We start from the raw sequence: 24,221 nt of genomic DNA, 5'->3' as shown, positions 1-24,221 counted from the left end.
CTCTTACTTGTCGGTTCGCAGAACCTTGGTACGCATGACGTTGTCGCTTAGGTTAACAACGCGGTCAAACTCGGAAACGGTGTCGGCCTCGCACTCGAGGTTAACAACAACGTAGATTCCTTCTTCCTTCTTGTTGATCGGGTAGGCAAGACGACGCTTACCCCACACATCAACGTTTTCCACTGTGCCATTATCCTTGCGGACGCGCTCTAGATACTTATCTAGGGACGGGGCGACAGTGCGCTCATCTTGTTGCGGATCAAGAATGATCATGACTTCATAGTGACGCACGGACCTCATCACCTCCTATGGTCTTGTATTGGTTTCGGCCATCACCTCTTGTGGCGATAGCAGGAGGGTTCGTTGCGTCAAGCAACCTCCCCAGCGTACCCCATGGGTCAAGCACGAAAAAATTGCCCCGAGCTTGGTTTTGGCTTCGGTGTGCTCACACTATCCGGTGGCCCCTTCTGGAACGGCAACGAGTACGGCCAGACCGACCGGAATCACTGTCATGAAGAGGAAAGCTAAGATGCCAAGGATCACCGGGACTTGCCACGGCTTTTTCTTCATTACTGAGTAGAAGGTGGCACCGAAGAGTGCGAAGGAGATGAAGATTGAGATGATTCCGAGGATTGTGGTGAGGTTGAGCATTCCAGTTCCTCTTTTCCCCACACATTAGGTGTGGTTAGCAGCGGGTCGTGGCCACCATGCGCGACTGCGACTTTATCAGTACAACGGTTAAACATTTGGAGGATGACAACAACGATCATCGCCACGATAAAACCGTCGCGCACCACCACCACGATATTGAGAACCTCTCCTGGCAAGCCCTTATTATCCACGCCTAACATGTGCCACATCAAGATCGGCCAGACGAGCATATCGACAGTCATCCAGCTCAGCAGCAAACGCCAGTGCGGGATTGCTAGCACTGCAGGAACGACGAGCCACAGCGAGTACTGGGGGCTCCACACCTTATTCACCAGAAGAAAGCACGCCACAATGAGGAAAAGCAGTTCAGCAATTCTGGGAGTCCGTGACGCCTTCAGCCCCAACACCAAAATTGCTACACAGGCGACAACGAAGAGCATCAGCGTCACAGCATTAAGTATTTCTGGGGTGCCGTCACCGTTGTCGAATCCGCTCCACCCCGTTGCGCGGGAAACCACGGCGTAGATGGTGGTCCACTCCCACGAGCGCTCAGAATTTAAGCGGGTAAATTCCGCCCACGCCTGCGGGTAGGCCAGCATCACAGGGATGTTGATCACCATCCACGTAGCCACCGCAGACAACAGCATCGTGCCAAATTGGAGAAAGGACCGCTTCCGGATCGCCACCACCAAGTAGGCCCCCAAGAGGAACAGCGGCCACAGTTTGAAAGCGGTTCCAGCGCCGATCATGACACCCGCCCAGATGAAGCGCTTGTTGCGAGCCAACAGCAACGCTGCTGCAACAAACATGATCGAGGGAATATCCCAGTTTGTAAACGCGTGCACTATCACCAGCGGGGATGCAGCCACCAAGATGGTGTCCCAGATCCGGTTACCCGCCAGCTCCACAACGATGCGGATAGTACACACCCACATAATCGACAGCACGAACGCGGTGAGGTAAAAATACCAGCCAGCATCCGGCAAGAACCCGTCGACAAGCCCATAGGTAGACCGGGCAATCCAGCCCATTAAACCTTGGAAGAGCCCAGCGAGAACCGGGTACTCCATGTAGCGGGTGGTCTCGCCCTCCACCCAGGAATAGTCGTAGACGAACCCGGGCTGGTTAAGGCCACGGCCCACGTACAGCGGTGTGATGTCGTTATAACAAAACGAGGTGTATTGGCGATTGCCTGCCCAGTTGAGAACCACGGTGCCGTCGTCGGAACGCGCGCCTCCGGCACAATTCGCCTTTGACAACAGGCCGAACGACAGGAACACCCACGCGACTGCGATCAACACGCGCAGGGGAGTCCACCAGCGGGCGCGCCCAATTGTGGCGAACCTGCCCATCGGCCCGCCGAGCCTTTCCACTACCCCTGCGGCCAGAGGCTCGGTGTGAGCGGGCTGGACGCGCTGGCTTGGGTGGGGCTTCGTCTGTGTGGAGGCACCGGACTGCGCAGTTGTGGTGGTCACGACGATCACAATCCGATGTCAATGCCATCTAGAATCTCCGCGATGTCCGGAACCGGTATGGGAGCGGGATCTGGAGCCGGAGCAGGCGCGGATTCTGGGGCCGGTGCAGGTTCTGGAGCCGGTGCCTGTGCGGGATCAGGGGCAGGCTCGGGTGCTGGAGCCAGCTCTACGCTGGAGCCAGCCCCACCGTCAGCGGTTCCGGTGCCCGAGGAGGTGCCTGAACCGGAGCCATAGCCGGAACTATAACCCGAGGCATATCCGCCACCGGTGTAACCAGCACCATTAACTCCCCAGAAAATCGGGTCAGCCCGCGGGAATTGGACGACTTCCTGGCCTTGTAGGGAGGTATCGAGCACCTGCTTCCAAATATCGGTGGCGGCGCCGGAGCCGTACATATTGCCACCCCACTGGTTGAAGATGGCCGAGGTGTTGTCGGCGGTACCCACCCACACCGCAGCGGTCAGCTGCGGCGTTGTGCCGACCATCCAGGTGTCTTTGTTGGTGCCGGTATCGCCCAGCTGGGAGGTACCTGTCTTCGACGCGGACGGGCGGCCGCCTGCCAGAGAACCGTAGGAATACGCAGCCACAGGTTCCATCGCGTTAATGGTGGCGTCTGCCACCTGGGCGGACACGCGACGCTCAGAGTATTCGGAATCGAACTGGTAGAGCACTTCGCCATCGATGGTTTCCACACGCTCCACGAAGTGGGTCGGGTGCCACACGCCATGGTTAGCCAAAGTGGCAACAGCGGTGGCCATATCGAGGGCGCGCGACTGGTACTGGCCCAAAATGATTCCCTCATACGGCTGTTTGCCGTTCTCAGTCAACGTCTTCGGGATACCCGGAAGAGAACGCGCCATGCCCAGCGCGTGGGCCATGTCGGCGGTGTCTTGCGTGGTATTCGCAAGGTCATTCTGAAGGCGGATAAATGAGGTGTTGTGCGAGTGCTTCAAGGCTTCCGCGATCGTCGTATAGCCCGCAGAACCACCGTCCCAATTCTCCACAACGATATTGCTGCCGGGAAGCTTCACCGCCGAAGAATCGTAGGTGGCAGACAGCGGGATACCTTGCTGCAACGCAGCGGCCAGACCGAAAATCTTAAAGGTAGAACCCGTCTGCAGCGCCGCATCTGCATAGTCCCAGCCTGCCGCGTCGTCGCCACCGTAGTAGCCCCGTACCGCACCGGTTCCCGGCTCAACGACAACCACAGCAGCGCGCGCATCGTCTTGCAGGGGCGCAAGGTTTTGGTGCGCCGCGTCCAGTGCTGCCTGCTGCACCTTCGTGTCAATGGTGGTGGTGATCTGTAGGCCACGGTTGGTCACGTCCTGCTCAGAGATTCCGATCAGTTCGAGTTCCTTGATCACCTGGTTTTTGATCATGCCATTAGCGCCAGTCGCCTCTGTGTAGGCGGAGTACTCGGCGGGGTTGCGGGTTTCTGGGAATTGGGCTGCCTGGCGTGCTGCTGGATCCACCACCTCCATCTCTACTAGGCCATCCATGACATAGTTCCAGCGAGCCTCAGCCCCTTCGCGGTTGGTCCACGGGTCAAGTTGGCTGGGCAGCTGGATCACCCCGGCCAGCAGCGCTCCTTCTTCCACAGTCAGCTCAGAGGCTGGCTTGGCAAAGTACGCGTGAGCTGCGGCCTCGACACCGTAGGCGTTGCGTCCGAAGTACACGGTGTTCAAATATGCGGCAAGGATGTCTTCCTTTTCCCACTGGTTGGTCATCTTCACCGAATAGACCAACTCACGGGCCTTACGCACATACGAGTGCTCATTGCCTACCAGCGCATTCTTCACGTACTGCTGCGTGATGGTGGAGCCGCCGCCGGCAGAATCATCACCGGTTAGCTGGCCCATGACAGCGCGGGCGAAACCTGTAATGGAAAAACCCTGGTTAGTCCAGAATTCGCGGTCTTCGGCGGCCAGCACAGCATTTTGGACGTGCTCTGGAATTTCTTCCAGGGGAATCTGTTCCCGGTTTCCCTCAGGAGGCACGATACGCGCCAACTCGGTTGTTGAGTCGGAGGCGTAGATCGAAGAGATCTGGGCAGCCTGGAGTTCCTGTGGCTCAGGCACATCAACTTTGACGTAGGCAACGGCGAACGCGCCGAGGGGGAGAGCGATCATCAGGGCCATAATCACAGCCAGGATCGCTAGCACCGCGTTGCGTGTGTTGTTCTTGCGGCCCTTCTTGCCCTTCGATTTTGAGCGTACGGAACTGCCCTTTGCAGGCGACGATCCTGCGCGGGTTGAGTTCTTCGCGCGTGAGGGCTGTTGGCCCCCAGAGTTGCTGGTGTAACCACCGTTTTCAGCGTTATTAGCCACGTCGCTTGTCCTACCGGTACTTATCAATTTGCCATTACTGCTCTTAGTGCAGGTTACTTCGTTTCAGACAGTTTCGTGAATTAATCATCCATGACTTCACGATCACCAGTTTTCTGGCCAGGAACCTGGACACGTGCCTGCTCTTCCACGAGCAGGTGGTTCCAGCGACACGACGGACATACCTCCACGGTATGTACGGTGAGTTCACCGACTTCAGCAGTGATGTCGGCGATCTCGTCGTCGTTACGCGCGGTGCCGGAGCGCCTGCCTAACTTCTCGCTATAGATCCATTTCACATTCCGCATCTCCGCCTCGCATAAGGGGCAGGGGCGTGCCGACGCCCACCCGTGGAACTTCGCGGCTGTAACCAGGAGGAAGTCAGCGTCGCACACGTTGGCGCGAGGCACTCGTCCGGCATGAACGTGACGCAGTAGGTTTCTGCGCTCCCATTCGTGCGAGATCTGCTGACTGTAAACGATCACGTCAGCCATCCTACTTGATCGATCAACCTGCAATTTCGGCACTTTCGATGAGGCATTTTCGGCTCGACCTTTCTAGTCTGTTGGAGATATACCTGAAATTTCAACAATTGGTATTTCTGTCACGAGTGAAGGGACCAAGACGTCACATGAGCACAATCCGAGTAGCAATCGCAGGTGTGGGCAACTGCGCAACCTCACTGATCGAGGGCGTCGAGTTTTACCGCAATGCGGACCCAGCAGACAAGGTGCCGGGCCTGATGCATGTGCAGTTCGGCGACTACCACGTTGGCGACATCGAGTTCGTCGCCGCCTTCGACGTGGATGCTGACAAGGTGGGCAAGGACTTGGCAGAGGCCACCCGGTCTAGCCAGAACAACACCATCAAGATCACTGACATTCCCGCAACGGGCGTGACCGTGCAGCGTGGCCCCACTCTTGATGGCTTGGGAATCCACTATCTAGAGACCATCAAGGAGTCGACCGAACAGCCCGTGGATGTTGCCGCTGTACTGCGCGAACGCGAGGTAGATGTACTGGTGTCCTACCTGCCCGTGGGTGCTGAAGAGGCGGATAAGTTTTACGCTCAATCCGCCATCGATGCGGGTGTGGCCTTTGTCAACGCTTTGCCAGTGTTTATCGCATCAGATCCAGCGTGGGCGAAAAAGTTCGAAGATGCGGGCGTTCCCATCGTCGGCGATGACATCAAAAGCCAGGTCGGCGCCACCATCACTCACCGTGTGATGGCCAAGTTGTTCGAGGACCGGGGTGTGCGCCTGGAGCGAACTATGCAGCTGAACGTGGGCGGCAACATGGACTTTATGAACATGTTGGACCGCAACCGGTTAGAGTCCAAGAAGATCTCCAAGACCCAGGCTGTCACCTCCAATCTGAAGGAGTCTCCGATTGCGGGCAAGAAGGAGGACCGCAACGTCCATATCGGCCCGTCCGACTATGTGGCGTGGCTGGATGACCGCAAGTGGGCGTATGTCCGACTCGAGGGCACCGCGTTCGGTGAAGTTCCGCTGAATCTGGAATACAAGCTGGAGGTGTGGGATTCGCCTAACTCTGCGGGCATCATTATTGATGCGGTGCGCGCCGCGAAGATCGCACTTGACCGTGGGGACACCGGCCCAATCCTGCCGGCCAGCGCCTACCTCATGAAGTCGCCACCAGTACAAAAGGGTGATGAAGAAGCGCGTGCAGAACTAGAAACCTACATTTCCGGCGCAAGTTAAGAGGTGTGTGGGCGAGAAGTCGATGGTTTCGCGTCCGCAACTATGTCTACAATGGGGTTATGGCTTCATCTGATTCCCTTGACCCAATGGACATCGCCGCGCGTATCCGGCCGTCGATGACTAAGCTTTATGTGACCTACTTTCGCATTGCAGACCAGTCGGACCTCACTGGCCCGCAGCTGTCAATCATGACGCGACTCAAGGACAACGGTGCGTCACGCATCAGCCAGGTCGCACACGATGAGGGCATTCGTATGCCAACGGCGTCGAATGCTCTTCACCAACTTGAGCAACGCGGTCTGGTGCGGCGAATCCGGGAGGAGACTGACCGCCGTGGCGTTCGCGTTGAGCTGACTGCGGTCGGTGAGCGCGAATTGGAGCGCGTTGGTGAGGAGCGTACCCGTTATCTTGCGGACATGCTTGCCACGCTTGACGACGAGCACTTGGCTAAGGCGGCGGACCTCGTCGATGTGATTAATGCGCTGGCAAACAGCTATAGCACAGAGCAGATTTCCAATAAGTCTGAGTAACCTGCGATAATAGTATCGAAACCGTTACTACTATCTAATCGTTGTTCGTGATTTTTCTATGCCCACTGATCAGTCATCTTCAGCTGCCATCGCAGATCGCTTGAGCGACGGCACGCTTCGCATCCTCGTGGCTTGGGACCCCGGCAACGACGAGTCTGGCGGGACCGAAGCCCTCGAATTCGCCGCCTGGCTGGGCCGTAGCACGCCGGTGTCCGTCCGGGTAGCATCCACCCTTTTGAGGCCGTGGCCTGCATCGTTGAACATGATGGGCAAAAAATACAAGAAGTGGCGCAAACATGAGGCAGAAGCGTGCGCTGAGGCTGTCGAAAAGGCTCTTAAGAGCGTGGACCTGCCACGTTCTCAGTGGGATAAGCAGTTTTCCACTTTTTCTGATGGGCAAAACGAGGCCCAACTTCTCACCGATGAAGCCCAGCGATTTGATGCCGATCTCATCCTGGTGGGCTCCAACGCTGCCGCCTCCAAGGGGCGTTTCCTCGCCGGATCTACCGCCGATGCGTTGATGCACTCCTCCCCCACCGCCTTGGGTTTAGCGCCGCGCGCTGTGAAGTTGTCAAAGAAGGGCATCACGCGGGTCAATTTTGCGTATATCGATAAGCGTGCCGACGAAAACAGCTCCGGGCTCCTATTCGCCGCAGAGCTCGCCGCCACCCTTGAAGTGACACTGCGCATTATTACGTTTTCCCCTACTGGGTTGACCGACGCGGCTTTGAATAAACCGAAGGGCATCGGCAGTGAGCTTATCGACGAGTGGAACGAGCAATCCTTAGCCATGCTGGATCTTGCCCGCGACCGCGTCATTGAACACCGCGACTTCTTAGAGGTAGAAACTGAGGTTGGTTCCGGCAAGGGCTGGGGCAACGCCGTGGACTCGTTGAAGTGGAAGAAGGGCGACATTCTGTGCATGGATTCGCATCCCATGGGAACGCTGGAGCGCGTGTTTGTAGGTTCCACCGCGAATGAGTTCTTAAGACACGTTCCCGTCCCCGTCGTGATCCACCCGTATATGAGCACCTAAGCTGGGGGTATGACTCACCCCGAAAATGATCTGACCTCCGCGTATGACTACTCGAACCGGGCACGGCCAGAGGCAGAGTCTTTCGATGATCTTGCCGACCAGCCTGACCCAGTTGAGGTTGCTGCCCGAAATAAGGCGTCGACGAGGCAGGCGATCCTGTACATGGTGGGGTCGATCGTCGGCACGCTCGTGTTTGCTGGGCTGCTGGCGCTGATCTTCCGCCTCGTCGGCGGGCCACTGTGCGAGGCCGGCGAGGCCACGTGGCTGTGCTCCCAATCGCAGCGCACTTGGTGGGCGATTCTTTCGTCGCTCCCGCCGGTAGCGGCGCTGATTGGTTGCGCTGTGATCATGGTGCGCAAACTCAACCGGTATGAACGCTGGATGCCCTGGATGGGCGTTCTCTGGCTGCCGATTCTGCCATTTACAATGTGGTGGCTCACCATCACTATTAGCATGCTTGCCACCGACTACTTATAGATCGAGTGGCGCAGCTCCGCGCCCCTTTTTCTCTCCGGTGAACTCCCTACGCCCCCACCTGATGGGGGTGCTTGTGTGCGTTGACAGTAAAACCGCAATAATCTGTCGCCTACATCACAGCCTACGATTGGACACCCATGACTGAAAAGCCGGGCGCCCGCAACTCGGGTAGTACGACTGTTGAACACGCATCTTCTGAACACACGCCGTCGTCGACAAGCAATGAGAAAGGAAAGTCCAAAGGCTTCCTGGGCTTTGTCGAACGAGTGGGCAATAAACTCCCCCACCCTTTCTGGCTGTTCGTGATCCTTGGCGGAATCACGCTGGTGGCCTCCTGGATCGGTTCGCGCATTGGGATGAGCGCCACCCAACCAGATACCGGCGACACCGTCGAGGTGGTCAATCTGCTCACCCGCGACGGCCTGCAGCAGATGGTCTCCGATGCGGTCAATAATTTTGTGACCTTCCCGCCGCTGGGCGTGATCCTGGTAGCGATGCTCGGTGTCGCCGTCGCGGAACACTCGGGCCTGCTGTCGGCAGCGGTGCGCGGAATGGTCTCCAAAACAGGCCCGCGGACATTGACGTTTGTGGTGGCGCTGGCCGGCGTAACCGGTTCCGTCGCCTCCGACGCCGTGTATGTGATCGTGATCCCGCTAGGTGCCATGGCTTTTTACGCGCTCGGCCGCTCCCCGATTGTGGGTGCCATGGTGGCGTTCGCAGCCTCGTCGGCAGGCTTCAACGCCTCGCTGGTTCTGAATATTACTGACCTGCTGCTGGCCGGTATTTCCACTTCAGCGGCACAGCTTGTCGACGAAAACTACGAGGTCTCCGGCCTAGCCAATATTTTCTTCGTGATTCCCTCGGCGATCGTGCTGGCTTTAATCATCACAGCAGTAACAGAGTTCTTCGTCGAAAAGAAAGCCCGACAGTTGATCAACCACGATGAGATCAACGAAAAGGAAGTCTCCTTCGGCGACGAAGTGCCCACAAACGAAGAGGAACGCCTCGAGCAGCTGAAGTTGGATGACCACGAGAAGAAGGCCCTGAAAGTAACGGGCCTAGTGCTGCTGGGGCTGCTGGCAGTGTACTTCGCGCTGCTGTTCGTGCCGGGTTCCCCGTTTGTGAATGACGGCCAGGTAATGGAATCGCCCCTGATCCGTTCCATTGCAGTTCCGATCACAGCGTTCTTCCTGCTCAGCGGCATCACCTACGGCCTGGTTTCCCGTTCCATCACCAAGGCCGCGGACGTGCCAGAGATGATGGCTGAAGGCCTAAAGACCATGCTGCCAATGATCGTGCTGTTCTTCGCAGTTTCCCAGTTCCTGGCCTGGTTCCAGTGGTCCAACCTAGGCCAATGGACTTCCATCAGGGGCGCCGAGCTGCTGCAGGTTCTTGACCTGCCAAACTGGGCGCTGTTCGCCGTGTTTGTGCTGCTGGTTGGCTTGCTCAACTTGTTTATCACATCCGGTTCCGCCCAGTGGGCGCTGATGGCGCCGGTGGTGGTGCCGATCATGATGTATCTGGGAGTATCGCCGGAGGTCAGCCAGATGCTGTTCCGTATCGGTGACTCCCCAACAAATATCATTACGCCGATGTCGCCCTACTTCGCCTTGGCCCTGACCTTCCTGCAGCGCTACTACTCCAAGGCAGGCGTGGGCACCCTGATGTCGCTGGCACTGCCCTACTCCATGGCGATGATGGGTGGCTGGTTCATCTTCTTCCTCGCGTGGTACTACCTGGGCATTCCGCTTGGCCCTGGCTCACCGATGGAGTACCCGGCGGTGTAAGTACCTACGCCTGCGAGCTGCGTTAGCTGCCTACGCCTGCTCGCTGGCTAGCTCGCTGGCTCAGTGATCTTGTTCTCGGTGCACTGCGCGCAGTAAGGGTTCTTTTCCCAGCAATCTGCGCAGGTCAAGTACTGCTGGCGGTGGTGCGGCTCATTGGAGCAGTTTTCAAACTGGTTTGTGGCCGCACCACAGTGCACACAGTGGCCTAACTGAATGTAGTTCGGATCATCCGGGTCACCGAACTGGGTGTGCTGGCGCGCATCGAACACGAACAGCGACCCTTCCCACAGTCCCGAGTTTCCATATTTCTCGCCGTAGCGGACAATGCCGCCGTCGATTTGGTACACATCCTCGAAGCCGCGGTTCTTCATCAGCGACGACAGGACCTCGCAGCGAATCCCGCCCGTGCAGTAGCTGATCACCTTCTTGTCCTTCATCCAGTCATACTTGCCGGATTCCAGCTCTTCGATAAAGTCGTGGGTGGTCTCCACATCGGGAACAACGGCGCCTTTAAACTTGCCGATCTCCGCTTCCCGAGCGTTACGGCCGTCAAAGAAGACCACATCATCGCCGTGCTTTTCGACGAGTTCATTCACCTCGTGCGGTTTCAGGTGCTTGCCCCCACCGATCACACCGTGTTCGTCAACCTTGAGCTCGCCCGGAGCACCAAAAGCAACGATCTCATCGCGGACCTTCACCGACAACTTCGGGAAGTCATCCTTGCCGCCTTCAGACCATTTAAACTCCATACCCCTGAAGTACTCTTTGGTTTTCTTCACGTATCTCTTGCAGTTGTCCATATCACCGCCGACGGTGCCGTTGATGCCATGCTCCGAGATGAGGATCCGTCCGTGCAGGTCGAGGGATTCGCACAGGTCACGCTGCCACAGCCGGATCGCCTCAGGGTCGGCGATAGGGCGGAACTGGTAATAAAGAAGGATTTTGCTCTGCGACATAATCTCAGGATAATCGCCGCCCTGCCAGCGTCCTAACACCGGTTCTTGTCTCGCAACCCCCGTGCCACCCTTTGTTTGGATGACGGCAACAATATTTGCGGAAGCCACAAAACAACACATACCCATATAGCCATACGGATATGCGACTACTTTCATCAGTAGATGATTCTAGGGTTTGTCCTTGATGACATTCGGAATGAGCGCGAGCCCCGCAATAACCTGGCCGAAATCTTCATCCATGCTTCGTAGTAATCGAATGGAATATCTGTGAAATCTACGAAGCCGATCTGTATTAAGCATCGGACGCAAATGACTCGCACGATTCCTCATGTATCGGATTTCGTGCGCCCAACGATAGATTGCTTCTTTTGATTCACCCCCAAAACCGTATTTTAACGCATTATTCCACATCGTCAGTCTGGCGTTATTGGGACTCGTGACAAATGGTTTTGGGAGAATGCTTGTCCACGTACCAAACGACAATCCAGCCACCAGGTCGTCATGATTGGGAGAAGAGGTTGAACACTCTGCACGGGCTTCCCACCACGAACTAGGAAGCGGTTCCCTCCGCGTGGCACGCCAATTTTGGGACGGTGTTTTACGGACTATGTGTTGGAGAGGGCCAGCTGGTTGCGTAATCCACTCCGAGCTATGACCTTGCGCAAGATTCCATTGTTGTAGGCACTGATCAATTGAGTCACGAAAGAGAACTTCTACAAGGCCTGACATCTGGGTGACCGCCGATGCGGCATTCATATTCCACAAGTAGAGAGACACAGCATGATCAAGTCTCTCCAGCATCAACGTACGTCTGGAAACGGGCCTGAGGAATTGCCATTCGAAATGTGCTAAGCGTCTTATGTGTAAATTGGGTCATACTAAGTCACGCTACAGGAGCCCCGTAGGGACCAGCCTTTGACAACTTCCAGATAACCTGTAGGATAGAGTTCATTAAGCGGGAAAGCGCCCGCAAAAATACAGGTAACAGGCCCTCACTGACGTGAGGGCCTGTCCTTTTCCTTGGCTGCCATAAGGCGCGGTTAAGTGGGTTAAACAGAATGTGTGTCTGGCCCGGCCGTGTCGCATCACCGTCCGCGTCACAGGCGACTACTCCTAGAGGTCGCCGCCGAACCGGTGTATCGCAGGAGTCACTATCTGCGATCGAGCTTAGAAGTCTAAAGTTGGCTGAGCCTAAGGTAATCTCGACGCCACGACCTTTTTGTGGGCTGCAATTTTCAAGGACCCGCGAAGTAGAAGAGCCCTCAACCGAAACAGAAAACGACTGTCCCCTAGAACTCGAGCTCGAAATCGTCGGCAAGGGCGTCGTCGATAAGCGAAGAAACCTTAGCAGGCTGGGAGGTCAACTCCTCCAGGTGGGACTTCAGCTGGGCGATGGCGTGCTCGCTTGCCGACGAGGCGGAGAAAAAGTCAGCCGAGCAATCGAAGGAAAATGGGCCCTCTAGCTCATCCTTCTCCCAGAGATAGACCACAACGCGTTCCCAAAAGTAGCCCATGGGTGAGAAACCGCGATCGGCAATTGTCTCGTCGACAGCGGTGGTGAATGCTTCGAAAATCAGTGAGTATCCACCGATGTACTCTACGTGTTTGAAGTCAACAGCCATGGCGACCAGCCTAGACGCTTCTTCTTTCTGGCGTTGCGATGCTCGTGCTCTTTTCGGTCGACAAATCCGCTGTTGCCCCCGGCGAAATCCGGATTTGTCGACCGAAAAGTGCAGGCTAGATTCCCTAACGCTTATAGTAAAGGCGCTTCTTCCAGTACTGCGGGTCACAGGTGACCAGCACCCCTAAGTTACGGAAGATACCCTCGTCAACGCTACCCAGGATGGTGGTGGTGTGGGCATCGCAGCCGGCGAGGTTTTTCAGCTCCGCGAGTGCCCGGCGCGATTCCCCATTGTCAGCTGCGGAAACACTCAAAGCGATGAGTACTTCGTCGGTATGCAGGCGCGGATTCGACGAGCCGAGGTGCTCCGTTTTCAGCGTTTGGATTGGTTCGATGGACTCGGGCGACAACAGTAATGCCTCATCAGGGATGCCGGCTAAATGTTTCAGGGCGTTGAGTAGCACGGCTGCGGATGGGCCGAGCAGGGCGGAAGTCTTGCCGGTTACGATAGTGCCGTCGGGAAGCTCGAGGGCGGCCCCCGGATTACCCGTTTCTGCGGCAACCTGCTGTGCTGCGGCAACCACCGTGCGCTCGTCGATAGTAATTTCCGCCTTGCGCATGATCATGGAGATGCGGGTGGATTCCTCGTTGTCGCGATCGTCGCGGCGTTCGTCCACCAGCGCCTTGAAGTAGCGGCGGATGATTTCTTGCCGGGAGGCGGTACGGCAGACCTCGTCGTCGGAGATGCAGTAGCCGGCCATGTTCACACCCATGTCGGTGGGTGATTGGTACGGCGACTTTCCCAGTACTTGCTTTAATAATGCTTGGAGCAGTGGAAATACCTCGACATCGCGGTTGTAGCTGGTGACCTGCTGCCCGTAGGCGCTCATGTGATACGGGTCGATCAGGTTAATGTCGTCGAGGTCCGCGGTGGCGGCCTCATAGGCCAGGTTTACGGGGTGTTCGAGCGACAAATTCCAGATGGGAAACGTTTCAAACTTGGCGTAACCTGCGTTGATGCCGCGTTTGTGCTCGTGGTAAACCTGCGAGAGGCAGGTGGCCAACTTGCCGGAACCGGGCCCCGGGGCGGTCATGACGATGACGTCCCGGCTGGTTTCCACGTAGTCGTTGAGGCCGAAGCCGTCTTCGGACACGATCAGTTCAGTGTTGTTGGGGTATCCGGGGATCACCCGGTGGCGCGCTGTTTTTAGGCCTAGGCGGTCTAGGCGGGCTATGAAGGCCTCGGCTTGAGGGTGGTTGCCGTCTAGTTGGGTCATCACCACGTTGTCGACGAGGAACCCGGCGCCGCGGAACTCGTCGATCAGGCGCAGCACGTCATCTTCGTAGGTGATGTCTAGGTCGGCGCGCTTCTTCTGGCGGGTGAGGTCCTTGGCGTTGAGGCACACCATGATCTCCACGTCATCCTTGATGCGTTCGAGCATCGCGATTTTGTTATCGGGTGTGAAGCCGGGGAGAACGCGTGAGGCGTGCATGTCGTCGAAAAGCTTGCCACCCATTTCGAGGTAGAGTTTTCCGCCGATTTCTGCACGCCGTTTGTTGATGTGCTCTGACTGCAGTTGAATGTATTTTTCGCGGTCAAAACCAAGTGTGTGGGGCACAGTGAGTCCTCCGAATCGTCTCAGCGATGTACGAAATTATGCTACAGCATGGCGCGCCTTATACTGTGACGCATGCCTGAAGGTCACGTCATCCATCGTCTTGCGCGAAGGCTGAACGACGATTTCCGCGGTCAGCCCCTGTCTGTTACCAGCCCCCAGGGCCGTTTTTCGCGGGAGGCGGCGGTGCTCGATGGGTCCCAGATCGCCCAGGCGGAGGCTTTTGGCAAGCACTTGTTCATCGACTTTGATGTTGATGCACCCGCCCACATCGTGTACATCCACTTGGGCCTGATTGGGCAGGTGCGTTTCGAGCCTATCGACGACCGCTGGGGCCAAATGCGACTGCGGATCGAGGCAGGCAAGCAGGCCGCTAACCTGCGTGGCCCCCAGTTTTGTCGCCTGATTACTGAGGTAGAGCGTGACACTATTGTGGCGCGTGTGGGTGAGGACCCGATCCGTGATGATGCGAACCCGGATGCACTGTGGCAGCGGGTGCACAGGTCCCGTCGCACGATCGGTGCGATGTTGATGGACCAGTCCATGTTTGCCGGGGTGGGCAATATTTACCGCGCTGAGGTGCTCTTCCGCCAGAAAATCTCCCCGTTTATGCTGGGTACCCAGCTGGACCGCGCCGAGTTCGACGCGATCTGGGCTGATTTGGTGTTCTTGATGCGCCTGGGCGTTATGCAGGGTGAGATTAATACCGTGCGTGGTGAGCACATGCCGGAAACGATGGGTAGAGCCGCGCGTGACGACGACCACGGCGGCGAAGTGTATGTCTATCGCCGTGCGGGTGAACCGTGTTATGTGTGCGCCACCCCAGTGTCTTTTCAGGTGATGCAGGGACGCAACCTGTTTTGGTGCCCCACCTGCCAAAAATAACTACCCTGGGCGCTATGAGTTACGCCTACACCGCAGCCCAGATCCGCGCGGCCGAAAAGCCGCTGCTTGAGGCCCAGGATTTCCCGGATCAGTTGATGCAGCAGGCCGCCTCCGCCGTGTGCGACGTGACCCAGGCGATGGTGCGTGCCGACGACCACCCCTTGGCCGCCGCGGTCCAAGAAGCAACGGGGAATGCGCGTGATGTAGTGCTCATTCTTGCAGGAAAGGGTGGCAATGGGGGAGATGGGCTGTATGCCGGCGCGCAGCTTGCGATGCAGGGGCTAAAGGTTGAGGCGTTCCTGACCGGCGGCCAGGCGCACGAGCCGGCGCTCACCGCTTTCCGCCAGGCTGGCGGAGTTGTGCTCGAGCAGCCGCCCACCCACCAGGAGTGTGCGCGCTACCGCATCGCCATTGACGCCATCACCGGCATCGGCGGGCGTGGCGGGCTTGATGACGATACCTTCGGCATCGTCACCAGCATCCGTGGTTGGTACGTACCGGTGCTCGCGGTGGATGTGCCTAGTGGGGTGGAAGCAGACACGGGGGTGGCCCACCCGCAGCACGTCACTGCTGATGTGACCGTGACCTTCGGCGAGTTCCGCCTGGCCCACGGGTTGGCACCCCAGTGTGGGCAGCAGCTTCTGGCGGAAATCGGCAACCCTGCCTTATCCAATCTTTTACGCGAGCAGGGCTCCCACTACCTGGTATGGCGCGCCACCCAACCGGTGCATATCTGGCCCGACGGTACGTGGCCTGAGCACCTGCGCACCATGCGTCCCCCTGGGGTGTCCAGGCTGGAGCCTGGTGCTGACGACGACAAATACACCGGGGGAGTAGTGGGAATCCGCGCAGGTAGCGGCACCTATCCTGGCGCGGCACTACTGACTGTGCGCGGCGCGGTGAATGCCACCCCGGCCATGGTGCGCTACGCCGGCCCCCAAGCCCTAGAGGTGGTACGAGCCCACCCAGAGGTGGTGGTGACAAAGTCCATCGACAAGCCTGCGCGTGTCCAGGCGTGGGTGTTCGGCCCCGGCGCAGGTACCGACAATAACGCCGCCGCAGAGCTCGAACAGCTCTTGAACACAGAGCTACCGGTACTGATCGACGCCGATGGGCTCACCCTGCTCACGGAGCATGAGGAGCTTCGGGCGCTCGTCGTGAAGCGCGAAGCGACAACTGTGCTCACGCCACACGATGGCGAGTTCGCGCGACTGCGCCAGGCGTGTGGGCTAGACCAGACTCATCGGCTGGCCGAGACTGAGGCGCTGGCCGCGCACCTGCAGGCAACAGTGGTGCGCAAGGGCCGCGCCACAATCATCGCAGGTGGCCCCCACACCCACATCATCGATGCAGGCCATTCGTGGTCCGCAACCCCAGGCTCCGGCGACGTACTGGCAGGCATCGCTGGAGCACACTTGGCGCGGGTGGCAGCGCAGTCACCGCAGTTGGCACAGTATGCCCTCGACCAAGTGGTAGCCATCCACGCCGTGGCCGCGAAGCTTAGCGCCACCACTAAGTTCGGACAAGGCCCGACGAGTGCCACCAAGATCGCCGACGCCGTTCCGGCCGCATCCGCCCAGCTTGCAGCCCCTAGCTAACGATGGGTGCTTTGCGCGGGTGCTTTGCGCGGGTGCTTTAGGCTGAGGTTATGCAGCATTTTCCCGCCATCATTATTGGTGCCGGCCAAGCTGGGCTGGCCACCGCTTACTACCTGCGCCGGCAAGGGATAGAGCCGGTGCTTATCGACGCCCAAACCGGCCCCGGCGGGGCATGGCAGCAGTATTGGGATTCGCTCACCCTGTTCTCCAACGCGGGGTTTTCTAATCTACCCGGCATGCCGATGCCCGCCTACGACGGCTACCCGCCACGCGACCACGTGGTGGAGTACTTCGCGGCGTGGGAGGACCGCTACGAGTTTGATATCCGCAGACCCTACGTGGTCGACGTGGTCGACTTCGTCGACCACGGAGAAGTAGCTGGTTTTTCCTCCGTGGTCGACTTCGGCGACCACGTCGACCACGGGGGAGGGGCCAGCCACTTCACGGTGCATGCCGCACCTGCCGACGACTTCTCCGAGCTGACACCACTAGAGCTGACCACCAACAACGTGGTAGTTGCTACTGGGACGTGGACCTCACCATTTGTGCCGTCGGTGCCAGGTACTTTAGAAGGCCAGTTCTGGCACTCGGCGAACTACCCAGGCAAAGACACATTCCGCGGCACGAAAGTCGCCGTGGTGGGTGGCGGTAACTCGGGCGCGCAGATCGCCGCCGAACTGTCCGAGGTCGCCGAGGTAGTGTGGCTCACCCGGCATAAGCCGCGCTGGATGCCCGACAACATCGACGGCGCGGACCTGTTCAAACGCAACCGCCAACGCTACCTGGCCATCGCCAAAGGGGAACAAGACCCTGGTGGGGTGGAGAACCTCGGCGATATCGTCATGGTGCCCGAAGTAAAGCGCGCGCGTGATAGCGGCCGCCTTAACGCCCGGCCCATGGTGGATTCACTCGACGAGCTTGACGGGGTGAACCACCTCATTTGGTGTACCGGCTTTCGCCCATCGTGGGGTCCAGTGCGCCACCTGCTTGACGGTGCCGCACCCACCGTAGAAGGCCTGTTCCTGGTGGGGTACTCGGAGGCGAATGGGCCCGGCGCGGACACCATCATGGGCGTTGGCCCCTTTGCAAAGCAGACGGCGGCGGCGATTGCGCAGCGCTGCTGAAGTCCGGCTGACCTACGCCTGACCTACGCCTGACCTACGCCGTAGCCTCGGCAAGATTATTCAACGTTTATTCAACGTTTATTCAACGCTTATTCAACAAGGTAGCCGTAGAGCTTGTCGAAACGCTCGCGCAGGCGGGTGAAGTACTCGAGGTGCTCGGCCACGGGTTTCAGTGGCTCGCCGAAAGGTGGCACGGCGCGCTCACCACCAGGGTTAATCACATCCAGGGCAATAATCGCAGTACCGCGCAAGGTCGCACGCTTCATCGCAAGGGGGATCACGTCGCACTCTAAGGCGTCGGCAAGCACCGCCAACCAGCCCTGGTGCTCGGTGGTCACGCGCCCTGAAGCAATGATGCGCTCCGGCTGGGCGCCGGCGATATCAAGCTGCTCGTAGACGCGTTCATAGGAGATAGCCAAGCCCTCAATCAGGCCACGCCACAGGTCCATCGCCGAAGTGTCGTCGGAAATGCCCACGAAACTTGCCGAGGCATCCGCAGCCCACCCGGTTGCGCGCTCCCCGGAGAAAAACGGCAGCACCACGGGGGCATACTCGCTGGTATCGCCACGTAACACATCGTCGAGGTCCTCCGCATCAATAGGGGTGAGCACCTTCTCCATCCAGGTCACCGCACGGCCCACATCATTCAACGCACCACCAAGAATTGCCTGGTCACGGGTGACGCGGTAGCACCACAAACCACTTGGAATCACATCCGGTACCTCGGGCAACAGCACGCGCATCGCACCAGAGGTAGCAGCCGCCACAGCAATCGTGTGCTCATCCACCGCACCAGGGCCCACATTCGACGGCCAGCCGTCCGGGATCCCATGGAACCATGGCACGCCGTCCAGCGCCGACCAGTCGGTGCCGGTGGGGTAGGCGGGCTCATCAGGAAAATGCAGGGGTGCGATCATCTCTGGGTCCACGTTGCACGCCTCAAGGATCTCGGTGTCAAGCTCTCCGGTGCGCGCGTTCACAATGCCACACCACGCACCAGTAGACACCGCCAGGCCCATCACGCCGGCCAGTTTCAGGTAGACGTACTCGCCGATGGTCATCACCCACCGGGCCTTCTCCCAGCGGTCCGGCCATTCTTCCTGCGCCCACAGGAGCTTCGCCGGGTGATAGGAGCCGTGGATGCGCACGCCGGTGCGCTGGTGGTACGCCTGCTCGTCGACAAGCTCGCGTAGCTTCGACACATACTTCGCACTGCGTGAGTCGGCGTAGGTGGCGCACTGCGTCAAGGCGTTGCCGTCGTCGTCGACAAGCAAAAAGGAAGAGGCGAAGGAGTCGAACGCCACGCCTTTGATTTGCAGGCCATTGTCCTGGGCGAAAGCGACCAACCCGTCAACAATCTCGCGGCACTCCGCGGCGATCTGGTCCGCATCAATGGTGGAGTTGCCGTCATTGCCTGATTCAAATTCGTGCGATATGCGCTGCTTAGAGCGTTTCACGGGGCGGCCGGAAGCGTCGTAAAGCCCGCCGCGGGAGGCCGTAGAGCCGACGTCCATAGCGAGGACGTACGGGCCACGAGATTCGTCCAAAGGGACGGACATGGTGGGGATCTTGCGTGTCTTAGGTGCCTTCATGGTAATAACGCTCCCGGGGCAAAAGGAAACTTTCGGTTAACCTACACCTTAAACGGTTCCAAGCATGTATGGGGCCAGTTCGTTGCCGTTCGGCGCGCGCGGAACGACAATCCGTCGTACGCTATGGGGCATGATCGTCTCACTGCTTATTACCGTGGAAGGCTCAAAGCCCGAAATGTCACGGCTGATTAACGTGGATGACTCGATTCACCTGGGGGAATTAGCCAACGTGATAGAAGCTGCCTTCGGTTTTTCGGGCATGGCCACGCACATGTACATGGACTCAACCGGGCCAACGCGCAATGTTTATGTCACCGCGCCAACCGAAGGCGAGGTGGCAGAACACACAGTGACCGTCGCTGACCTGGGCCCTACTACCTACGTGTATGACTCGGGCGCGAACTGGAATATGGCCATCGAACCGCTGGGGGATTCGGAGATCGATGGGCCCACCCCGCTACTTGTCGACGCCATGGGCCCCGATGTTGTAGAGGCCTGCGGCGGTCCTGCCATGATGACGCGCTTCCACCACGAAGCACGTCGGCTGACTGCCGGGCTGGTGCCGGATATGGAGATCGCCCCTTTGCTGCTAAGTTTCCTGCCGGTGATGAGCCCCGAGCGGATTTTGCAGCGGCTGACCAACGCTGATCATGTGACCATCTCGGAGCGGATTGCCTATGTGGCAGAGGAGCTACAGATTGATTCGGTATCGCGGGCACCGGAGGATCCGCGCGCCCCGATGCTTGCCGACGAGTTCGACCACTTCCTGGCGGGCCGGCCGGATTTGCAGCAAATCATGGCACTGGACCCGCACCCGGAGCATAACCCGACCTTGGTGCAGGCCATCGCCGAGTTCTTCTCCGAGGCGCTGATTGAAGACGAGGGCGAGGACCCCATGGAGCACAATCTCTCCGTGATCCTTGAGTATGTGGCCGACGGGGTGCGCCTGGATGACAATGGTCAGCTGAGCATGGACGATGTGTGCGCGATTGCCAGCAGCATCGGCTTTGGTGGCACCCGGTGCGAGGAGCACGCCGGGCCGGTGCGTGCCCTACGCCAGGTGCTCACTATTGCCGGGGTGATCCAAGAAAAAGCCCATGAGGTGCGCTTATCTCCGCTGGGGCAGGCGCTTATCGACGACACACCCGCCCTGGTGGATCACTTGGCCGAGGAGCTGCCGCAGGCTTTTGCCCGCTCCGAGTGGCCGCAGGTGTTGATGTGGCTCACCGCTAGTTCTGGGGCGCAGTCATTGCTGGGGCGTACGACCCCGGTGCCAGCTGATATGGAGCGCGCCGCCAATGTTTTTGTGGGCCTTGGTGTGCTGGAACCGTCCAACGGTTTAACCATGACAGGTGCCGGCCAGCGGTTTTTAGCCCAACTGTTAGAACGTCACGCCGATGAGATATAGCCCGATGGCACCAAGGAACACCATGGCTATAGTCATGGTGAATACTGCGAAAACATTGGGTTCGGTGAACTCGCGCTGGATGCCTTGGGCCTCCACGGAGTAGCGGCGGCGCTGGGTGAGCACAATCAGCAATGCCAGCGCCATCAGCAGGCCAATGGCCAGGTACACAACGGCGGTATAGTGCCAGGCCCAGCGCAGCAGTGTCGCCGAACACACCAACATGGCTAAGGATGTGCGCGACCATGACAGGCTGGTGCGTTCTGGCTGGAGGCCCAGATCGGTGATAGGGATCTGGGAATCTTTCACCCGGGTGGGAAACTCTTTGGCAAACCTCATAACAAGGCCACCAGAACAATCAATGCTGCCACGAAAATGCCCACACCAAGTACTGGGGCGATCGCTGGTGCCGGGAGCGGTTTCGCGTGGCGCATTGCGCGTTCTACACGCACCCAGCGGATCGCAGCACCTAAGGCTATGAGCATGCCGATCACGATGATCACCAGCGCTGCGATACGCCGCACATCATCATTGATGGTGGGCATCTCGAAGGCCTCAAGTGCAATACCGCCTGCTAGAAACGCTAGGGAGGTACGCGTCCACGCCAAAAAAGTACGCTCATTTGCCAGGGTGAACCGCGGGTCTGGCTCCTCACCGTCAGGGAAAACGGCGCGTGAAAAAGCGCCACGCTGCTCCGTGCGCTGTCCCGTGCGCTGTTCTTGCTCGTCAGGCTCTGTCATGGCACCCATTGTAGGACCGCCTTCTACTGCGCTGCCTTCTACTGCGCTGCGTTCTACTGCATCGCGTCGCGCAGCCAGCGCGCCCCATCAAGTGCAAACGGGATAATGGCAACAAGCCCCACCGCCACAATCAGGCCGATGCTCGTGGTGACAGCCTTCGTCGGCACGCGCGTGGCAATCCATGCCCCAAGCGCTGCACCTAGGGTATTAAAGATGAGGTCATCTACGTCGCTATAGCCGCGCGCGAAAACAAACTGGGAAACCTCAATAGTCAGGCTGATCACACACCCTGTAATCGTTGCCACACGCACTGGCCGACGCGGCGCGAACACGATGACCAGAAGAAACCCAACCGGAACGAACAAACCAATATTTCCCACCATGTTTTGCAGCGGTCCCCACCACACTTGCGATTCAAAAAATCCTTGGAGGGGAATCAGGCGCAGCTCGCGGCGTTGGTGCACCTCCGAATCCCACACCCCGGGCAGCGCCACGTTCGTTTTGAGCATGGTGTAGCTGAACACCACAACCACCCACAACACCCCAGCTAGAATGGCTAAGGTTCGATGAAAACGAGACATGGTCCTCCAGCTTACGTGTTTTACGCCTAGGTTCACTAGGCTCGGAACAATGACCGACACCACATTGTTCCTCGATCTTGCAGGCGCCGAGCCTCCCGTCCAACACACAATGACAGTTCCCACTGACCTCAGCGCAAACCAGCTGCAGCGCGTACTTAGCCCACTGTTTGAGCTCGTCGAGGCCACGTGGCAATTCACCGTCGAGCCCGGCGGCACCACCGTCGAGGATATCGGCGAGGCCTTAAGTAGCCCCGGCGCGACATTTTACCTAGAGCAGGGTGAGGTCCGGATTTCGGTAGCTGTGCAGGGCGAGATGGGGTTTTTCGATGTGCTTGCGCAGGGCTATCCCCGCCTGGCACCGATCATCCAGGCCGCTGACCTGGGGCGCTATACAGAGCTTTCCGACGAGATGCGCGCGCTTATCGACGAAGAACTCGCCGCCACCTGCGATCCTGTACTAACCGAGCTTGCGGCCGGGCCACTGGACTACCCCAAGGTTCCCATTGGTTCTGCGCTGCAGACAGTGCCGTTGGAGCGGGGCTTTGTAGCAGACGGTGAGCCGGAACGGGCGGCGTCCTCGTTGGTGAAGCTGATTACAGATATGCGGCTGGCCCGTTTTGATACTGATGCGCTGTATTTAACTGAGCGCGGTGAGGATTGTCTTGAAAACTCCTCCGAGTATTTGCGCTGGGTGGACCGTAATTTTCCTTATGCTTTTAACTCCACCCACCAGATTGAGGCGGTGGTGAGTGCACTTTTTGCGCTGGTTGGGCAGTCCCAGGTGGCTGGGTATCTGGGTGTGGCCGCTGCGGATTTTGATAATGCTTATTCCCAGGTGATCCACGATATGACTGGTGGGCATGTCACCCCAACCAGCTCTTTGAATAAGGATCTCCGCGGGTTGTTGGGGTTAGAGAAGCAAAACGCGCTTTCTGGTGCGCTGCAGCCCACAGAGGTGGGCAAACACCTGATTGGTTGGTTGCTCAACCAACTTTAGGGTGTGGTTGTCGGGGTGCGTGCCACTGCTCTTTTTGGTCGACAAACACGGCCATCGCCCAGGAAATCGTCGGATTTGTCGACCATAAAGTGACATGCCTGCCTATCGTGGAGGTATGACTCGCACACTGCTGATAACTAACAATGGCCCACAACTTGTTGACACCGCCGCAGAGCACGCCGGTGAGGGCGACACCCTGATCAATATCACCCATTCCTCCGTCAACTACAAAGACGGCATGGCCCTGGCCGGCAGCAAAGGCGTGGTACGCACCCTACCTCTTGTGCCAGGCATTGATGCCGTAGGCCGTGTGGTTACATCTCCAAAGTTTGAACCCGGAACCCTCGTCACAGTCAACGGCCACGGGATCGGGGAGCGCCGCAATGGTGGATATACGCCGCAGATGAAGATCGACGCCGAGTACGTCACCTGCGTGCCAGAGCGCTTTGATGAATGGACAGCCGCAGCGATAGGAACAGCTGGTTATACCGCAGCGCTGTGCATACTAGCGCTTCATGATGTTGGCAAAGCTGGCCCGGTGCTTGTCACTGGTGCCACCGGCGGGGTTGGTTCGATCGCGGTGCAGCTTCTGGCAGCCCAAGGCATTGAGGTGGTCGCTGCTAGCGGGCGTATCGACGACCACAAAGACTGGCTCAAAGAGTTAGGGGCGAGCGATGTGATTGACCGTGCTGATTTCGAAGAAGCTGGCAAGCCCTTACAGAAAGCACGCTTTGCCGGTGCTGTGGACACCCTTGGTTCTACACCGCTGGCCAATGTGTTATCGCAGATCACCTGGGGTGGCACGGTGGCAGCGTGTGGTTTGGCGGCGGGTGCAGACCTGCCAGCTAGCGTGCTGCCATTTATCTTGCGAGGTGTGAATTTGGCTGGGGTGAACTCCGTTGATGCCCCGGTTGAGCTGCGTGATCAGGCGTGGAACTTACTGGCTGCACATCTGGACGTCGATAAGCTCACAAGCTCTACCGCAACCGTTGATGTAGCTGGTGCCATTGAGGTGGGGGCCAACTTGCTGGCCGGTACCGGGCGGGGCCGCGTGGTAGTGCAGGTGGAATGACAGGATGGTGCTTCCAGTGGTCAGGCATTGCGTG

At 58.5% G+C, this 24,221-nt stretch carries 22 protein-coding genes; 11 read left to right on the top strand and 11 right to left on the bottom strand.

What is annotated here, in order from left to right:
* Positions 1-3: 3 nt before the first annotated feature.
* From rpsF to CKV99_RS13305, 4 genes are all read right to left on the bottom strand, one after another.
* A complete protein-coding gene (gene rpsF / locus CKV99_RS13325; protein ID WP_092259747.1) occupies positions 4-300 on the bottom strand; it encodes a 30S ribosomal protein S6 in 297 nt (98 codons plus the stop codon).
* A 269-nt stretch (positions 301-569) separates the two neighbouring features.
* Complete coding sequence (locus CKV99_RS13315; RefSeq protein ID WP_408607564.1) at positions 570-2,003, bottom strand: glycosyltransferase family 87 protein; 1,434 nt, start codon at positions 2,001-2,003, stop codon at positions 570-572.
* A 128-nt stretch (positions 2,004-2,131) separates the two neighbouring features.
* Positions 2,132-4,453: a transglycosylase domain-containing protein gene (locus CKV99_RS13310; protein WP_092259743.1), complete on the bottom strand. Its 2,322-nt coding sequence runs from the start codon at positions 4,451-4,453 to the stop codon at positions 2,132-2,134.
* Between the two features lie 80 nt (positions 4,454-4,533).
* Positions 4,534-4,944, bottom strand: a complete 411-nt coding sequence (locus CKV99_RS13305; protein ID WP_169872653.1) for a DUF5318 family protein — start codon at positions 4,942-4,944, stop codon at positions 4,534-4,536.
* 137 nt (positions 4,945-5,081) lie between these two features.
* On the opposite strand from CKV99_RS13305, the gene CKV99_RS13300 reads away from it, so the two are divergent.
* The 5 genes from CKV99_RS13300 to CKV99_RS13280 all read left to right on the top strand — a co-directional run bounded on the left by CKV99_RS13300 (position 5,082) and on the right by CKV99_RS13280 (position 10,000).
* Positions 5,082-6,170: an inositol-3-phosphate synthase gene (locus CKV99_RS13300; protein ID WP_092259741.1), complete on the top strand. Its 1,089-nt coding sequence runs from the start codon at positions 5,082-5,084 to the stop codon at positions 6,168-6,170.
* 59 nt (positions 6,171-6,229) lie between these two features.
* Positions 6,230-6,700 carry a MarR family winged helix-turn-helix transcriptional regulator gene (locus CKV99_RS13295; protein WP_092259739.1) on the top strand — a complete coding sequence of 157 codons (471 nt, stop codon included), beginning with the start codon at positions 6,230-6,232 and terminating at the stop codon, positions 6,698-6,700.
* 58 nt (positions 6,701-6,758) lie between these two features.
* Positions 6,759-7,736: a universal stress protein gene (locus tag CKV99_RS13290; RefSeq protein ID WP_092259737.1), complete on the top strand. Its 978-nt coding sequence runs from the start codon at positions 6,759-6,761 to the stop codon at positions 7,734-7,736.
* 9 nt (positions 7,737-7,745) lie between these two features.
* Entirely contained in the window at positions 7,746-8,213 is a 468-nt protein-coding gene (locus tag CKV99_RS13285) for a hypothetical protein (protein ID WP_092259735.1), read from the top strand.
* A 137-nt stretch (positions 8,214-8,350) separates the two neighbouring features.
* Entirely contained in the window at positions 8,351-10,000 is a 1,650-nt protein-coding gene (locus CKV99_RS13280; protein WP_092259733.1) for an AbgT family transporter, read from the top strand.
* Positions 10,001-10,047: 47 nt separating this feature from the next.
* On the opposite strand, the gene trhO is transcribed toward CKV99_RS13280, so the two are convergent.
* From trhO to CKV99_RS13265, 3 genes are all read right to left on the bottom strand, one after another.
* Positions 10,048-10,956, bottom strand: coding sequence for an oxygen-dependent tRNA uridine(34) hydroxylase TrhO (gene trhO / locus CKV99_RS13275; protein WP_092259801.1), 909 nt, complete (start codon positions 10,954-10,956; stop codon positions 10,048-10,050).
* A gap of 1,289 nt (positions 10,957-12,245) precedes the next feature.
* Positions 12,246-12,578, bottom strand: a complete 333-nt coding sequence (locus CKV99_RS13270; protein ID WP_092259731.1) for an Imm51 family immunity protein — start codon at positions 12,576-12,578, stop codon at positions 12,246-12,248.
* A 124-nt stretch (positions 12,579-12,702) separates the two neighbouring features.
* On the bottom strand, positions 12,703-14,196 hold the full coding sequence (locus CKV99_RS13265) for a DUF1846 domain-containing protein (RefSeq protein WP_092259729.1): 1,494 nt from the start codon (positions 14,194-14,196) through the stop codon (positions 12,703-12,705).
* A 72-nt stretch (positions 14,197-14,268) separates the two neighbouring features.
* Here CKV99_RS13265 and CKV99_RS13260 point away from each other — a divergent pair, with 72 nt between their 5' ends.
* Genes CKV99_RS13260 through CKV99_RS13250 form a run of 3 tightly spaced genes read left to right on the top strand, consistent with a single transcriptional unit; the run spans position 14,269 to position 17,800 of the window.
* Entirely contained in the window at positions 14,269-15,078 is an 810-nt protein-coding gene (locus CKV99_RS13260; RefSeq protein ID WP_092259727.1) for an Fpg/Nei family DNA glycosylase, read from the top strand.
* Between the two features lie 14 nt (positions 15,079-15,092).
* Positions 15,093-16,676 (top strand): bifunctional ADP-dependent NAD(P)H-hydrate dehydratase/NAD(P)H-hydrate epimerase, encoded by a 1,584-nt coding sequence (locus CKV99_RS13255; RefSeq protein ID WP_092259725.1) that lies wholly within the window; start codon positions 15,093-15,095, stop codon positions 16,674-16,676.
* Between the two features lie 50 nt (positions 16,677-16,726).
* Positions 16,727-17,800 carry an FAD-dependent oxidoreductase gene (locus CKV99_RS13250; RefSeq protein ID WP_092259723.1) on the top strand — a complete coding sequence of 358 codons (1,074 nt, stop codon included), beginning with the start codon at positions 16,727-16,729 and terminating at the stop codon, positions 17,798-17,800.
* A gap of 89 nt (positions 17,801-17,889) precedes the next feature.
* On the opposite strand, the gene CKV99_RS13245 is transcribed toward CKV99_RS13250, so the two are convergent.
* Positions 17,890-19,392 carry a gluconokinase gene (locus CKV99_RS13245; RefSeq protein ID WP_092259720.1) on the bottom strand — a complete coding sequence of 501 codons (1,503 nt, stop codon included), beginning with the start codon at positions 19,390-19,392 and terminating at the stop codon, positions 17,890-17,892.
* Positions 19,393-19,456: 64 nt separating this feature from the next.
* Here CKV99_RS13245 and CKV99_RS13240 point away from each other — a divergent pair, with 64 nt between their 5' ends.
* Positions 19,457-20,800, top strand: a complete 1,344-nt coding sequence (locus CKV99_RS13240; protein WP_231910094.1) for a plasmid pRiA4b ORF-3 family protein — start codon at positions 19,457-19,459, stop codon at positions 20,798-20,800.
* Here the strand turns inward: CKV99_RS13240 and CKV99_RS13235 are convergent.
* The 3 genes from CKV99_RS13235 to CKV99_RS13225 are packed head-to-tail and all read right to left on the bottom strand — an operon-like array spanning position 20,774 to position 22,118.
* A complete protein-coding gene (locus CKV99_RS13235) occupies positions 20,774-21,136 on the bottom strand; it encodes a DUF202 domain-containing protein (protein WP_231910093.1) in 363 nt (120 codons plus the stop codon). The two genes, CKV99_RS13240 and CKV99_RS13235, sit on opposite strands and share 27 nt — an antisense overlap.
* Positions 21,133-21,537, bottom strand: coding sequence for a YidH family protein (locus tag CKV99_RS13230; RefSeq protein WP_092259797.1), 405 nt, complete (start codon positions 21,535-21,537; stop codon positions 21,133-21,135). The genes CKV99_RS13235 and CKV99_RS13230 overlap by 4 nt, the downstream gene beginning before the upstream one ends.
* A gap of 53 nt (positions 21,538-21,590) precedes the next feature.
* Positions 21,591-22,118 (bottom strand): VanZ family protein, encoded by a 528-nt coding sequence (locus CKV99_RS13225; RefSeq protein WP_092259717.1) that lies wholly within the window; start codon positions 22,116-22,118, stop codon positions 21,591-21,593.
* Between the two features lie 49 nt (positions 22,119-22,167).
* Between CKV99_RS13225 and CKV99_RS13220 the strand changes: the two genes are divergently transcribed.
* Both CKV99_RS13220 and CKV99_RS13215 read left to right on the top strand, forming a co-directional pair.
* A complete protein-coding gene (locus CKV99_RS13220; protein ID WP_092259715.1) occupies positions 22,168-23,115 on the top strand; it encodes a hypothetical protein in 948 nt (315 codons plus the stop codon).
* Between the two features lie 94 nt (positions 23,116-23,209).
* Positions 23,210-24,187 (top strand): acrylyl-CoA reductase family protein, encoded by a 978-nt coding sequence (locus CKV99_RS13215; RefSeq protein ID WP_408607542.1) that lies wholly within the window; start codon positions 23,210-23,212, stop codon positions 24,185-24,187.
* Positions 24,188-24,221 lie beyond the last annotated feature (34 nt).

The sequence above is a fragment of the Corynebacterium cystitidis genome (genome assembly GCF_900187295.1).
GTDB lineage: Bacteria > Actinomycetota > Actinomycetes > Mycobacteriales > Mycobacteriaceae > Corynebacterium > Corynebacterium cystitidis.
The sequence above is the reverse complement of the archived record's forward strand: the minus strand, read 5'-3'. Positions and strand labels throughout refer to the sequence as shown.